Source organism: Dietzia massiliensis (assembly GCF_018390595.1).
In the GTDB taxonomy this organism is placed as follows: domain Bacteria; phylum Actinomycetota; class Actinomycetes; order Mycobacteriales; family Mycobacteriaceae; genus Dietzia; species Dietzia massiliensis.
Map to the genome: position 1 here is coordinate 14,991 of NZ_JAHBAV010000023.1, position 14,383 is coordinate 29,373.

At 73.1% G+C, this 14,383-nt stretch carries 10 protein-coding genes and 1 pseudogene; 5 read left to right on the plus strand and 6 right to left on the minus strand.

Annotation, left to right across the window (positions count from 1 at the left end):
- Positions 1 to 29: 29 nt before the first annotated feature.
- A complete protein-coding gene (locus KHA85_RS08455) occupies positions 30 to 185 on the minus strand; it encodes a hypothetical protein (RefSeq protein WP_213185449.1) in 156 nt (51 codons plus the stop codon).
- Positions 186 to 541: 356 nt separating this feature from the next.
- The gene (locus KHA85_RS08460; protein WP_213185450.1) at positions 542 to 703 is read right to left on the minus strand and encodes a hypothetical protein; all 162 of its coding nucleotides are present in this window, start codon (positions 701 to 703) and stop codon (positions 542 to 544) included.
- 545 nt (positions 704 to 1,248) lie between these two features.
- Here KHA85_RS08460 and argJ point away from each other — a divergent pair.
- The gene (gene argJ / locus KHA85_RS08465; protein ID WP_213185451.1) at positions 1,249 to 2,460 is read left to right on the plus strand and encodes a bifunctional glutamate N-acetyltransferase/amino-acid acetyltransferase ArgJ; all 1,212 of its coding nucleotides are present in this window, start codon (positions 1,249 to 1,251) and stop codon (positions 2,458 to 2,460) included.
- Entirely contained in the window at positions 2,457 to 2,942 is a 486-nt protein-coding gene (locus KHA85_RS08470) for a nuclear transport factor 2 family protein (protein WP_213185452.1), read from the plus strand. Before argJ ends, KHA85_RS08470 begins: the two co-directional genes overlap by 4 nt.
- Positions 2,943 to 2,971: 29 nt before the next feature.
- Here KHA85_RS08470 and KHA85_RS08475 read toward each other — a convergent pair whose 3' ends face one another.
- From KHA85_RS08475 to KHA85_RS08485, 3 genes are all read right to left on the minus strand, one after another.
- Positions 2,972 to 4,042, minus strand: coding sequence for an alpha/beta hydrolase (locus KHA85_RS08475; protein ID WP_213185453.1), 1,071 nt, complete (start codon positions 4,040 to 4,042; stop codon positions 2,972 to 2,974).
- Between the two features lie 80 nt (positions 4,043 to 4,122).
- Positions 4,123 to 6,000: a long-chain-acyl-CoA synthetase gene (locus KHA85_RS08480; RefSeq protein ID WP_131885079.1), complete on the minus strand. Its 1,878-nt coding sequence runs from the start codon at positions 5,998 to 6,000 to the stop codon at positions 4,123 to 4,125.
- Entirely contained in the window at positions 5,997 to 6,623 is a 627-nt protein-coding gene (locus KHA85_RS08485) for a TetR/AcrR family transcriptional regulator (protein WP_131885078.1), read from the minus strand. The genes KHA85_RS08480 and KHA85_RS08485 overlap by 4 nt, the downstream gene beginning before the upstream one ends.
- 154 nt (positions 6,624 to 6,777) lie before the next feature.
- Between KHA85_RS08485 and KHA85_RS08490 the strand changes: the two genes are divergently transcribed.
- Positions 6,778 to 6,966, plus strand: coding sequence for a DUF2613 domain-containing protein (locus KHA85_RS08490; protein ID WP_061229380.1), 189 nt, complete (start codon positions 6,778 to 6,780; stop codon positions 6,964 to 6,966).
- Between the two features lie 36 nt (positions 6,967 to 7,002).
- A pseudogene (locus KHA85_RS19445) lies at positions 7,003 to 10,488 on the plus strand (alpha-(1->3)-arabinofuranosyltransferase domain-containing protein); the annotation flags it as partial.
- A 947-nt stretch (positions 10,489 to 11,435) separates the two neighbouring features.
- Here KHA85_RS19445 and KHA85_RS08500 read toward each other — a convergent pair.
- Positions 11,436 to 12,674 (minus strand): acyltransferase family protein, encoded by a 1,239-nt coding sequence (locus KHA85_RS08500; RefSeq protein WP_131885077.1) that lies wholly within the window; start codon positions 12,672 to 12,674, stop codon positions 11,436 to 11,438.
- 104 nt (positions 12,675 to 12,778) lie between these two features.
- Here KHA85_RS08500 and pgfA point away from each other — a divergent pair, with 104 nt between their 5' ends.
- The gene (gene pgfA, locus KHA85_RS08505; protein ID WP_131885076.1) at positions 12,779 to 14,134 is read left to right on the plus strand and encodes a cell envelope lipid trafficking protein PgfA; all 1,356 of its coding nucleotides are present in this window, start codon (positions 12,779 to 12,781) and stop codon (positions 14,132 to 14,134) included.
- Positions 14,135 to 14,383 lie beyond the last annotated feature (249 nt).

The window sequence follows — 14,383 nt, forward strand, 5'->3', positions numbered from 1 at the left end:
ATCGGGCGTCGCGCCCGGAATCACCTAGCTCAGTTAAGCGAGCCGGTGATCTGGGTGACGAAGCCGCCGATGGTACGGAGGACGTCGGCGAAGAGGCCGGCGCCCGCGTCGACGACCTGCGAGCCGGTGTTCACGGCGTCGGAGCCGGTGGCGAGGCCGGGGAGGAAAGTCTGGATGGAACCCATGGTGATGGTCCTTTCGTCAGGGGCGGCGCCGGATGCGCCGCTCGGTCTGGCGTGAGGATCCTGCGGACCGTTGGTCCCTCAAGATCTCACCACCAGACGCTACGTAGCTGGCCGGGCCGTTTCATCCGCTTGGACGCCGAAAAGGGCCCAAGGTCCGAGGGAATCGTTTACTTTTGCAGGTGAAGTCGCGGTCTCGGTTTAATGTGATCTAGGTCACTTCATTCGTCGCGCGGTGGGACGAGTGGCCCGTCGAAAAAGGGGGAGGGCCGGCTGAAATAGGCGACACCGGCATCCGCGCGAGGCGGATGCCGGTGTCGTTACGTAGATCTGGACCCGAAGGCCCGGGATCACTCAGCTCAGAGCGAGCCGACCACGTTGCCGAGCGAGCCGGTGACGGTGTCGTAGACGCCCTGGGCCGCGGTGGAACCGGTGTAGACGAAGCCGTCGGCAGCGTCGGAGCCGGTCTCGATGAGGCTGTTGAAGAAGCCGAGGATGCCGTTGAAGATCTTCTCGATCATGAGAAACCCTTTCGTCTGTGAGCGGCGCCGGGGTGCGCCGCTTCCGTGGTGCAGTCCTGCTTGCGGACTCGCGAGGTACGTCCGGCTCCGGGCTCGAGTCGTTACCCGGCATCGGTGACAGGTCCGCCCTGTGGGCGCTGGCGCCGACGGCGAAGTCCTTATCAACCGACGTCGGAGGCCTGTAATCATTTATGATGTGATCTAACGCATATTTCGCCGAATGCCGTGCGCAATGACTGGAGCTGTGGGGTGCGCCACGGAAAGATGCGGCGCCGGCGCCCGTGGATGGCGGGCGCCGGCGCCGCGGGTGGGGGCCGGACCGGGGTCCGGCGTGCGTGGCCCCGGTCCGGATCTGGCCCGGGGGTCGGTCGAATCAGGAGCCGAAGGCGGTCGCGATGAACCGGGCACCCAGGGCTTCCACTGTGATGTGGCTCACAAATACATCCACTGAGTGGGCCTGCGTGTTACACGGTCATCGCCAGGGAACTCGGGAGTTCCAGCGGGGTGGCGGCGGGCGCCGGGGTGCGGCAGTAAGAATGGAGCACATGACGCCGCCCACGCAGCCCGCCCACGACCCCGTCCCGCTCCCGCCAGGCTTCCGCGCGCACGCAGGGGCCGCGGGACTGCGCGAGCGCGGTGACGACGTCTTCGTCGTCGTCAATGACGGCCCCTCCCCGGCCTCGTCCGCGGTGTTCACCCGCTCCCTCTTCGCGGGGCCGTCGGTCGTGCTCAGCCGACAGAACGCCGCCGGCGGAACGGCGCGCGGCGTGGTCGTGGTGGCCAAGAACGCCAACGTCGCCACCGGTGAGCAGGGAATGGCCGACGCGCGGGAGGTGCTCGAGCGCGCCGCCGACGCCATCGCCGTGGCCCCGGGGGAGCTGCTCATCGCCTCGACCGGCGTGATCGGCCGGCGCTACCCGATGGACAAGCTGCGCGCGCACCTCGACGGCCTGGCGGGCGCGGAGTTCGACGCCGACGCCGTCGCGCTGGCGACCGCGATGATGACGACCGATACCCACCCCAAGACCGCGCGGGTGGAGGTGACGACGACGACGGGCGGCACCGCTCAGGTGGTGGGCATCGCCAAGGGTGTCGGGATGATCGAGCCGGACATGGCCACGATGATCGCCGTGCTGTTCACCGATGCCGCAGTGGAGCCGGGTGTGCTGGACTCGGCGTTCAGGGCCGCGGTGGACGAGACCTTCAACTGCCTGTCGGTCGACACCGACACCTCGACCTCCGACACGGCGATCGCGCTGGCCAGCGGGTCGGGCGATCCGGTCGGCGAGGTCGAGCTGCGCGAGGCGTTCGAGGCCGTCTGTCTGGACCTCACCCGCCAGCTGGCCCGCGACGGCGAGGGCGCCACCAAGCTGCTCACCGTGGGGGTCGCGGGCGCCCGCGACCGCGCGCAGGCCAAGCGGGTGGCCAAAGCGATCCTCAACTCGCCGCTGGTGAAGACCGCCGTCCACGGGGCCGATCCCAACTGGGGCCGCGTGGCGATGGCGATCGGCAAGTGCCACGACGACACGGACATCGACCCCGAGCGGGTGCGGATCGTCTTCGGCGACCTCGAGACCTACCCCGCGTTCCCCGGCGAAGCCGAGCTCGAGCGGCTCACCGAGATCATGCGGGCCGAGGAGGTCACGATCTCCGTCGACCTGGGCGTGGAGGGCGGCACCGCGGACGGCTCCTGCACGGTCTACGGCTGCGACCTCACGCGGGAGTACATCTCGATCAACGCCGACTACACGACATGAGCGCGCGCGACGACGTGAGCGCGCACGAGTTCGGCGCCGCGGACCTCGAGGCGATCCGCGCGGTGTTCGCCCGCCGCCGGTACGTCATGGACACCAAGCAGTGGGACGCCTACGGGCCGTGCCACACCGAGGACGTGGTGAGCGAGTCGTGGGCGGCAAGCGGCGGCGCCGCCGAGGTGCGCGGCCGCGACGCGCTCACTGCCGCGATTTGCGAGACCCTCGACGGCTCCAGCCCGGTGACAAGCGTCCACCACGGCCACACCCCGCTGATCGAGTTCACCGGCCCTGACCCGGAGACCGGCGAACCCACCGCGAGCGGGATCTGGGCGATGGAGGACCGGCTCTGGTGGCGCGTCGGGGAGCGCGAGCGCCGGCTCCACGGCTGGGGGCACTATCACGAGCGGTACCGCCGCGTGGACGGGCGGTGGTTGATCTCCTACCGCCGGCTCGAGCGGATCCGCGTGGACACCGGCTGGGTCTGAGCGGGCGCGCCGCGCGTGCGGAGTCGGGATCAGCCGGCCGGGTTGGGGCTCCGGCGGGCCATGGCGAGGATGGTGTCCCGGGTGTCGTGCCAGACGGTGCCGGTGATGTCGCCCCACGGGTCGTGGCCCCCGGGGACGAGGGAGACGCGGGCCGGATCGCCGGCCCGGCGCGCCGCCCGCACATAGGCCTCGGACTGCTCGGGGCGCACGACCGTGTCCTCGCGGCCGTGCACACAGACCACCGGGACCCCCGCGGGCAGGTGCGTCACCGGCGAGGCGTCGACGTACCGCTGTCGCCGGTCGTCCGGGCGGCCGCCCAGCAGATCGTGGACGTACCTGTCGCCCGCGCGTTCGGCCATGAGCAGGTCCGCGACCCCCGCCAGCGAGACACAGCCGGACACCGGCACGACCGGCCTCGAGCCGGGCAGCGAGGACGGCAGCCGCGCCCGTCCGGCGACCCACAGCGCCAGGTGCCCGCCCGCGGAGTGCCCGACCACCACGACCCGGCGCAGATCGAGCCGATCGCCGAGCTGCGCGGAGACCTCGGCGAGGTGGTCGACGGCGTCGCACACGTCGGCCACCGTGGTGGGCCAGCCGCCGCCGGAGTCCACCCGCCGGTACTCCACGTTCCACACCGCCACGTCGAACGAGGCCAGGTCGCGGGCCTGGTTCTCCATGTATGTCAGGCCGAGCGAGTCCTTCCAGCCCCCGCCGTGGACGAGCACCACCACCGGCAGCGCGGGGTTCGCCGAGTCGGGCAGGTACAGGTCCCCGAACGACTGCCCGTCCGTATCGCCCGGATCGGCGTAGTGGAACCGGCGGGGCTCGCGCACGGGGACCGCACCCTCCGGCGGCACGTACGGGCGCGGGGCCACGGACTCGGCGCTCTGGCCGCGATGGAGGTCCTCGTCGTCGTCACCCCGCCCGATCACCGACGTCAGAGCCCACCCCGCCGCCCCGCCGAGCGCGGCCGACAGACCGATCAGCAGCGAGCGGCGGGAGAGGTCGGCCCGGGCGCGCGGGGTGCGGCGACCCGGCACCTGACGACCCGGTGCGCGACGGCCGGTCGCGGGACGGCGGGTCGCGGGACGGCTGGGCATGCGGCGGCGATACCTCCTGGTGGGGACGCCGGCCGGCCCCGCGGCGCTGCTGCTCCGGGGCCGGGGCCCGGGGCCGTGGGTCAGACCGTGCCGGCGACGACGTCGTTCTCCGCGCCATCGTAGAACGGGACGTACCCCTTCTCCCTGGACAGCACGTAGAGCGGGTCGTCGAACGTCGAGGTGTCGAACGCCTGCTCGCGAAGTTCGGTCTTGCGGCTCTTGTACGTGGAGGTGTGCTCGAGCTCGGCGGACAGTCGGATGAACAGCGGAACCGCGTACGACGGCAGGGAGTCCCGCAGGTGCTCGGCGAGCGCCGCACCGTCGAAGTCCGACTTGTCGTGCAGGCGGATCGCCGCCATGCCGGCCTTGCCGTCGGCGTCCGGGACCGCGACGCCGTAGACCACGGCCTGGTCGACCTCCGGGCGGGCGCCGATCGCGGCCTCGACCTCGGTGGTCGCCACGTTCTCGCCCTTCCAGCGGAAGGTGTCGCCCAGGCGGTCGACGAAGGACGCGTGCTTGAGCCCCTGGTCGAGCATGAGGTCGCCGGAGACGAACCAGGCGTCGCCGTCGCTGAACGCGTCGCGGACGATCTTCTTCTCCGTTGCCTCGGCGTCCGTGTAGCCGTCGAACGGCTGCGAGTCGGAGATCCCGCTGATGAGCAGGCCGATCTCGCCCTTGCCGACCTTCCGCAGCCGGCCGTCCTCGCCGCGGCGGGGCTCGCCCGTCTCGGGGTCGTAGTCGACGATCGCGAAGTCCATCGGGCAGTACCCGGTGGTGCGCGGGACGTTGAACGCGTTGACGAACGCGATGTTGCACTCGCTGGCCGCGTAGAACTCGCAGATGCGGCCCACGCCGAACCGCTGCTGGAACTCGTCCCAGATCTCGGGCCGCAGGCCGTTGCCGGTCATCACGCGGATCGAGTGGTCGCGGTCGCCCGGGCCGGGATCCTGGTTGAGCAGGTAGCGGCAGATCTCGCCGATGTAGATGGCGGCGGTCGCCCCGGTCGCGCGGGCCTGGTCCCAGAACTTCGACGCCGAGAAGTGCTCCTCGATCGCCAGGCACGCCCCGGAGGCGAGCACGCAGCCGAGGGCCACCGTGAGTGCGTTGTTGTGATACATCGGCAGGGGGCTGAGCAGGACGTCGTCCTTCTTCAGTCGCACGCCGGACAGACCGAAGCCGGCCATCGCCCTGTTCCACCGGTAGTGGGACATGGTCGAGGCCTTGGGCAGGCCCGTCGTGCCCGAGGTGAAGATGTAGTACGCGGTCTCCGTGCCGACCGTCTCATCGGCCTCCGGCGGGTTGACGTCCCCGACGTCGTCGCCGAGGGTCGCGAGCTCGTCCTCGAGCCACGTCAGGTCCGCCAGCTCGTCAGGGCGGTGGCGTGCGGTGAAGTCGCGGAAGGGCAGGTCGACCTCGGAGCTGACGGCGAGGAGCTCGCCGATCCAGTTCTCGCGCGGCACGGACTGCACGGCCTCGGCGCACTCGGCGCCGACCAGCACGAGCGTGGACTCGAGGATCTTCTGCGAGTGGTCGAGAACCTCGCCGCGCTGGTGGTGGTTGAGCAGGCCCACGGAGGCGCCGACCTTGACGGCACCGAGGATCGCGAGCAGTACCTCGGTACGGTTGCCCATACAGATGCCGACCGTGTCGCCGCGCGTCACGCCGCGGGCCTTGAGGACCGCGGCGAACCGGTTGGCGCGGCGGTTGGCCTCGCCGTAACTGATCTCCGTGCCGAGGAACTTGATGAAAGGCGCGTCGGGCCGGGCGGCGGCGAGCTTCTGGAAGCGGCGGCCGATCGAGACCTTGTCCGTGCTGCGGGAGGTCCGCACGATACGCAGCCCGTTGAGGACGGACGGCAGGTCGGCGGCGAGGGAGGGCAGTCCGCGGGCGAGGTCGGCCGGATTGAGCGTGCGGGCGGCCCCGGACCGGCGGCCGGTGACGGTGGTCTTGTCGGTCACGACTTCTCCTCGGTGGGCGTGGTGAGTGACTTGGTCGGATCGCCCGCGAGGCCGCGCCAGGCGAGTTCCACGACGACGCCGGCGGCCACCGACGTGGGGATCGACCGGTGGGCGACGCGGTCCGCGACCGCCTCGCCGGCACCGACCAGGGCGGTGGCGACCACCTCGAGCACCTCGCGGCTGCGCTCGTCGCCCGAGTTCTGCGCGAGCAGGTCGGTGGTGAGGTCGACCAGCACCGTCCGGGTCTTCTCGACCTCCTCCCTGAACTGGGGTTCGGCGAATGCCTGACGATAGACCACATTCCACGAGTCGGTGTGGGCGTCGACGAACTCGAGGAACGCCTGGACGACGTCCTCGAGCCGGCGGCGGGGGCCGGCACTGCCGGTGGCGGCGGCGGTGAGGTGGTCGATCAGCCGACCGGACTCGCGGACGACGCACGCCGCGAACAGTTCCTCCTTGGAGCCGTAGTACAGGTACAGCATCGGCTTGGAGATGCTCGCGTGGCGGGCGATGGTGTCCATCGAGGCCGATCGGTAGCCGAGATCGGAGAACACGCGGATCGCGGAGTCGAGCATCTGCTGCTCGCGGATCGCACGTGGGATGCGTTTGGTCCCCGTCGTCACAGGTCTCCTCCCGGCGGGTCGCGGTGTCATGTGCCACACTCAACTTACCCGCCGGTAAGGACTCGTGGGAGCCGCTCCCCGGATCCGGCGCCCCGACTGGTGTTACGCTTCCGGCATCGGTGTCTCGACGACACCGCAGGACACCCACCGTTACGTGAACCCCAGGGAGACCACGATGAGCTTCGGCACCGGAGCGCTCGCCAGCGCAGTCGGCGGAATCGTCCTCGGCGGCATCGTCGCGTTCGGGGTCAACACCACGATGGCCGAGAACTCCATCCCGGACGTGCCGCAACCGCCCGCCGACCAGGCCCTCCTCGGCCAGGTCGAGTACGGCGCGCGCTGACGCCCGCAGCTCTCGACTCTCTGCACGCCGGCGTAGGTGATCCGCGGGGCCCGTCTCGGCGCCGGTGCGCGTGACGCGGTCGTCGCGTTCCTCGCCTTCCTGCTGCTGGCCTGTCTGCAGTCCCCCGGGTTGATCGCCCCGGACACCAAGTACGACCTCGTCGCGTCCCCTGGCCGCTTCCTCGCCCAGGCCACCCATCTGTGGACAGGCCTGTCCTTCGCCGGCCAGGTCCAGAACCAGGCCTACGGCTACCTGTTCCCGCAGGGGCCGTTCTTCGCCCTGTTCGACCTCGTGGGGATGCCCGCGTGGTTGACCCAGCGCCTGTGGTGGGCGGTCGTGCTCACCGTTGCGTACGTGGGCGTTGTGCGGGTCGCCGCCGCGCTGCGCATCGGCACCCGCGTCACGCGCCCGGTCGCGGGCGTCCTCTACGCGCTCGCCCCGCGCATGCTCGGCGACCTCGGGTCGATCTCGTCGGAGATCTGGCCGGTCGCCCTCGCGCCGTGGGTGTTGCTGCCGGTCATCCGGGTGCTGCAGGGCCGGATGTCACCGCGTCGCGGCGGAGCCGGCGCCGCGCTCGCGCTGGCGCTGATGGGCGCCGTGAACGCCGTCGCGACCGCGGTGGCGTGCCTGCCGGCGGTCCTGTGGTGGGCGCTGCACCGGCCGGGCAGAACGTGGGCGCGGTTGGCCGCGTGGTGGGCGCCGCTGTCCGCGGCGGTGTGCGTGTGGTGGGCGGTGCCGCTGGTGCTGCTCGGCCGGGTGTCGCCGCCGTTCCTGGACTACATCGAGTCCGCCGAGGTCACCACCCGGTGGGCGTCGGTGACCGAGGTGCTGCGCGGGGCCGCGACGTGGGTGCCGTTCGTGTCCACCGACCGCACCGCCGGCGCGGATCTCACCAGCGAGCCCGCGTTCGTCCTGGCCACCGGCGTCCTGGCGGCGGCCGGGGTCGTGGGCCTGCTGATGCGCGGGATGCCCGCGCGCGGCCGACTGCTGGTGATCGCGACCGTGGGCCTGGTGGCGATGTCGGCGGCGTGGGTGGGCCCGGCCGGCGGCGGGTTCGCCGAGACGGTGCGCGCCCTCCTCGACGGCGCCGGCGCCCCGCTGCGCAACGTCCACAAGTTCGATCCGCTGCTGAGGTTGCCGCTGGCGCTCGGCGTCGCGCACCTGCTCACCCGACTGCTCGGCGGCCTCGACCGCGAGCGCGCCCCCGGCGCGCTGGCCCATCCGGAGCGCGACCGGGCGGTCGCCGTGGCGATGATCGTCGTGCTCGCGGCGGGTGTGTCGGTCGCGCCGGCGTGGCTGGGGCGTCTCGCGCCGGTGGGCTCGCACGAGGAGCTGCCCGACCACTGGCCGCAGGCCGCCGCGTGGCTGTCGGAGAACGCGCCGGTCGACCGCCCGGGCACCGAGGACCGGGACCCGGCGGCCACGACCCGCGCGCTCGTGGTCCCCGGCGCATCGTTCGGCCGCCAGGTCTGGGGCGTCACCCGCGACGAGCCGCTCCAGCCGCTGGCCGAGACGCCGTGGGCGGTGCGGGACTCCGTGCCGCTGCAACCCGCCCCCGCGATCCGTGCCCTCGACGCCGTGCAGCGCCGCCTCGCCGACGGCCGCGCGGCGCCCGGCATGGCCGCCACGCTCGCCTCGCTGGGCATCGGGTACCTGGTGGTGCGCAACGACCTGTCCGTGGACTCCGCCGCGCCGCGCCCGGCGTTGGTGCACCAGGCCGTCGACGGCTCACCGGGGCTCGTGAAGGTCGCCGAGTTCGGCGAGCCGGTCGCCGCGCGGGGGGACGACGTCGGTGCGGAGGTCGCGGATGGTGAAGGCGCGGGCGGTGACGGCGACGCGGGCGGGGCTCGCGGCGGGGACGGTGGTGACGACGACGAGGTGGTCGTCCATGATTCCGGGCTCCGGCCGGCGTATCCCGCGATCGAGATCTACCGGGTCGACTCCCGCCTGGGATCGGACGCGACGCCGCCCGGACCGCCCCGGTCGGCGACCGCCCCGTACACGGTGGAGGTTCGCGACCTGCCCGTGGTCGCGGGCGGGCCGGAGGCCCTGTCCCGGCTGGACGACCTGCTCGCCGAGCAGGACACCATCGGCTCGCCACCGCGCGTGACCCGGCTGCTCGAGGCCGACGCGCTCGCGGCCGGCGTCGATCCCGCGTCCGACCCGTTCCCGCGACCGCGGCCGCTGGCCTCGACGGCGCCGGTGCTCACGGACTCGCCGACCGACCGCGAGACCGACTTCGGCCGGCTCGACCACAACTCCTCCGCCGTCCGCGCCGAGGGCGACCCGCGGCGCAGCCGTGGCGCGGTGCTCGACTACTCGGCGAGCGTCTCCGGCGACGAGCCGCCGCGGACCCGGGCCCGCTGGTGGGACGCCCGGGTGAGCGTGTCGTCCTCGGCGGCCGACTCCGCGCAGACCGGCCCCGTGCGGCCCTCACACTCCGTGGCCGCGGCCGTGGACGGCGACCCTGACACCGCCTGGCGCTCCGGCGGATACGGTTCGGCTTTCGGCGAGTGGATCGCCATCGACCTGCCCGAACCCGTCGACCGCGCGGTCCTGCGGCTGACGGTCCCCGCCCCGGCCGTGGGCCCGCAGGTCACCGCGCTCGAGGTCCGCACCGACACGGGCACCACCACGGTGTTCCCGCGCGCCGACGAGGAGACGACCGTCGCCCTGCCGCCCGGGCCCACCGAGCAGGTCCGGGTCACGGTCACCGGCGTCGCCGACGGAGGCCGCGGCACGTACTTCGAGGTCTCCGAGATCGGGCTCGCCGCCGGCGGCGAGGACATCCCGCTGCTGCGGACCATCGCCCTGCCCGAGCGGGCCGACGACGCCCGCGCGCCGTCGGGCTGGTTGCTGCGGCAGGAGCTCGCCGGCCGCACCGACTGCGTCCACGGCGGCAGCCCCGTCGAGGGACTCGCCGGGGCGGAGGAGGCCACGGGCGCCGCCCGGTGCGCCCCCGACCTCGCGATCGCCCCGGAGGAACCGGGCCGGTTCGCCCGACTGCTCGACGTCCCCGCCGACACCGCCGTCGCCCCCCGGTTGCTCGTGCGCCCGCGCCCGGGCAGCGCCCTTGACGACGTCCTGCGCGGCGACCCGGCCTCGCGGGCCCGGCAGGTGCGCGCGGAGGGTGACTCCCTCGTCACCGATCCCGCGGGTGCGCCGTCGGCGGCCGTCGACGGGGACCGCTCCACCAGTTGGCACGCGACCGACGCCCCGTCGCCGTCGCTCGGTCTGCGTCTGCCCGGGCGTCACCTCGTCGGGTCACTGCGTCTGTGGGCGCCCCGCTCGGACGCGCCGGCGGCGCCGCGGGTCGTCACGATCGACACCGGCCTCCAGCGCACGCGCGTCGACCTCGCCACGCTCACGCCCGAGGAGGACGGCTCCGTCGTCGTCGACCTCCCCGCCGACCACACCGACCGCGTCACCGTCCGCGTCGACAGCACCCGCGACGTGCGCACCCCCGGCGGGGCGCGCGTGCCCGCCGGCATCGCCGAGGTCTGGGTGCAGGACGCCTCGGGCGCCCGCATCGGTGCGCTGCCCGCCGCCGACGACGACCCCGTCACCCTGACGTGCCAGGACGGGCCCCGGTTGCACATCGGCGACCGGGTGGTGCGCACGCGGATCACCGCGTCCCGCCGGGCCCTGCTCGAGGGCCGCGCCGTTCCGGCCGAACTCTGCGACGAGTCCCCGGTCCCGCTCCCCGCCGGGCCGCAGGAGGTCTCCGTGGATCCCGGTGAGGCGTTCTCGGTGGACACCGTGGGCCTCGTCGTCGTCGACGGTCCCGGCTCCACCACCGGCGGCGAGGGAGCCGGCAGCGCGTCGGCCGGCGCCGCGCGCGTCCTCGGCGGCGCCCCGCAGCCAACCCGGGCGGTCACCACCGTCCGGTGGGACGACGCCCACCGCGAGCTGCACGTCCCGGCCGCCCCGCGCGAGCGCGTGCTGGTGGTCCCCGAATCGGTCTCGCCGGCGTGGCGGGCGCGCCTGGTCGCCGACGACGGCACCGCCCTGGCCGATCCGCGGGCCGTGACGGTCGACGGGTGGAAGCAGGGCTGGGTGCTGCCCGCCGCCACGACCGGCGCCACGCTCGTGCTCACCGTCCCGCTCGACGCGCCGTACCGGTGGGCGCTGCTCACCGGACCCTTCGCGTTGCTGCTGGTCCTGCTGCTGTTCCTCGTGCGCGGCCACCGCGACCGGGCGGGGACCCGCGCGACGCCGTGGCGCGGCCGCGGTCCCGTCACCGTCGTGGCGACCGCCGCGGTGGGCTACCTTCTCGCCGGGCCGGTCGGGCTCGCGGTGACCGCCGGGCTCACCGCCTGCGCGCTGGCGGCCAGCCGCCACCTCGGCGCGGCAGGGGCGCGGCGGCTGCTCGTCGCCGGCGCCGGCGTGGGAATCGTCGCCGGTGCCGCGCTGCTCGCCCGCGCACCGTGGCCGGACCCGCTCGGCTACGCCGGGGACTCCCTCGGGCCTCAGGTCGCGACGGTCGCCGGGCTCGTCTGCGCGGGGCTCGCCGCGAGCTGGCCGTCCGCCGGACGCCCGCGCGGCGCGCGTCGGGGCGCCAGCCAGCGCTGGGACGGGACCTCCACCAGCGCGTAACTCGCCGCCGCCACCACCGTCGAGATCACGGCGGTGACCAGCCAGACCGTGAGCATCCGGCCCGAGAACATGGGCACCGACGCGATCTGGAACGCGAAGTGCAGGACCAGGACGTGCCACAGGAACACGCCGTACGACCACCGGCCCAGCGTGGTGAGGGCCGGCGAGCCCAGAACGGCGAACCGCTCCCGGTCCGGCGACAGGGCGACCGGCGCCAGGAGGCAGAACGCGACCACCGCACCGAGGGCGGTGCGGGCCGCGAACTCCGGGCCCGACGGGTGGACGAAGCCCTCGGTGAACCACCGGGGGACCGTGGTGGCGAGGAACGCGGCGGCCGCGACCGCCCACCACGCCCACCGCGCGCGCGAGTGCCGGGCCAGCGCCGCGACCCGCCCGGGCGGCGCGGCGACCAGCTCGGCGAGGATCATCCCGGCCGCGAACCACGACGCGAACGCCGGGGGCAGGATCTGGTCGTTGATCCGCTCGGGAAGCCCGAGATCATACCACGGCACGAGCGCCCAGCCCAGGCTCGCCACCCCCACCGCCGCGATCGCCGGGATCCGCCACCGCGCGGCCGGACCACGCAGCCGCGACAGCGCCCACCACAACAGCGGCAGCACCAGGTAGAAGCTCATCTCCACCGACAGCGACCACGCGTGCGTCAGGCCCTCGACCAGCGAATCGGGCACGAACACCTGGGTGAGCGTCACGTTGGACGCCCAGGTCGCAGCTGACGCGCGGACGTTCTGCGGGATGAGGAGGAAGACCGCCGCGACCACTCCGAGGTAGGCGGGCAGGATCCGGACCAGGCGGGAGCGCAGATAATCCACCGCCGGACGGGCGGTGCCCGGGCCGTTCCGACGCGCGTGGAGGGCGTGCGCCCGCCACAGCAGGAACCCGGACAGTGCGAAGAAGACGGCCACGGACAGGTCGAACCGGCCCCACACCCGGTGGACGAACGAGCCCGTGGAGGAGCCGGTCTGGAACGCGACGTGCGTCGTGAGGACCGCGAACGCGGCGACCGCCCGCAGGCCTTCCAGCGCCGGGGCGAAGCCGGTCGCGGACGGCAGAGTGCCGACTCGGGGGTCGGGGGTGTCGAATGCGTTCTTCATCACTGTTAATCTTCTCCTGATGATGGTCCGGCCGGGCAGGCAACCCGGTGGTTACCGGGTGGTAACCCGGCGGGCCCAGGGCGCGACACCAGGAGGACTAGACGATGGCACGTCAGAGCAGTTCGGCGGGACGGAGGTCGTCGGTGCCCGCACTGGTCCTCGTCGGGCTCGGCGCATTTCTCATCACTATGGCACTGGCTCTCGTGTTCTTCGTCGTGCCGGCGCAGAAGAAGACGCCGCTGGACATCAACTCCACCACCGTCACCGACACCGTGCCGGGAGCGGTCCTCGTGGGCAGTGCGCTCGCGTCCAACACGCCCACCGAGCTCAATGCCGACCGCGCCGAGTGCCGGGCGCCCGAGGCCACCGCCGACGAGGGCGAGGGCGCCGGTGAGGGTGCCGAGGGCGAGGGTGCCGAGGGCGAGGGTGCCGAGGGCGCCGGTGAGGGCGAGACGGTCGAGACCCTCGACGGGCCCGAGGCCGACGACTCCGACGTGCAGTTCCCGGTCACGTGCTTCATCGACAACGACATCCCGATGTACTCGCAGCGTCGTGTCCAGGCCGTCGAGCCGTCTGACGCCGAGGTCATCACCATGCAGGCCGCGCAGTCGCTGATGCGTGAGGACAAGCAGGGCGGCGACGATGTCGAGGCGCTGATCAACGCCACGATCGACCGCGTCACCCTCGATCGCGTGTCGGCCAGGCCGGTCGACGAGCCCGTGAGCACGCTGCAGCTGGTCTCCGCAGGCGGCTCCACCGACGAGACCGCGCCCGTCGGGTTCGTCCGCGACGGCCTGCAGTACAAGTTCCCGTTCGACACGGAGAAGACGAACTACCCGTACTTCGACGCCAGCACCTTCACCACCAACCCGATCGAGTTCGTCGGCGAGACCACCGTCGGCGGCATCGACGCATACGAGTTCCGCCAGGAGCTCGGCCCGATCGACATGTGGACCTCGATCCGCGACCACTACGCCTCGGTCTCCGACGGCTACGACCCCACCGTCGAGTCGATCCTGGCGAGCTACCGCCGCGAGGGCACCGCCGGGCAGTGGGGCCTCGAGGGCGATCCCGAACGCCCGGTGGACATGCGGCGCTTCTACACCAACACCCGCACGGTGTGGGTCAACCCGGACACGGGACAGATCATCAAGGGCGGCGAGAGCATCTTCCAGTTCTTCGCCGAGAACCAGGACGAGGCGGAGGAGTTCTTCAACGACAAGGCGCGCGTCGAGCAGGAGAAGGCGGACCCCACCCGCACGGCGGTCAGGTTCGACGCCGGCTGGAACGAGGAGACCATCGACACCACGGTGGCGGCCGCCCAGGACAGTGCCGACACCCTCAACACCTTCGGCCGGATCGTCCCGGCGATCCTGGGCATCCTCGGGCTGCTGTCGCTGATCGGCGGCATCGTCCTCGGTCTCCGCGGTGGCGGGCGCGCCGCCCGGGCGCGCGCCTGAGCTGAGTCGGCCACGGCCGGCCCGGAGGCGGTGACGGCCTGAGCTGAGCCGGCGGGTTCGCGCTGGCCGTGCCGCGGCGGCCGGACCGGCCGCGGATGCCGGACCGGTCCGGCCGCCCGGAGCATCGACAAGAGCGTTCCGCACGCATCACCCGAGAGGGCGTGTGCGGGACGCTCTTCTCGTTGGGTGGCGGACCCGCGACCGCCGCGCAGCCGGCTGCGGAACCGGCCGACTGCGCCACCAGCCGCC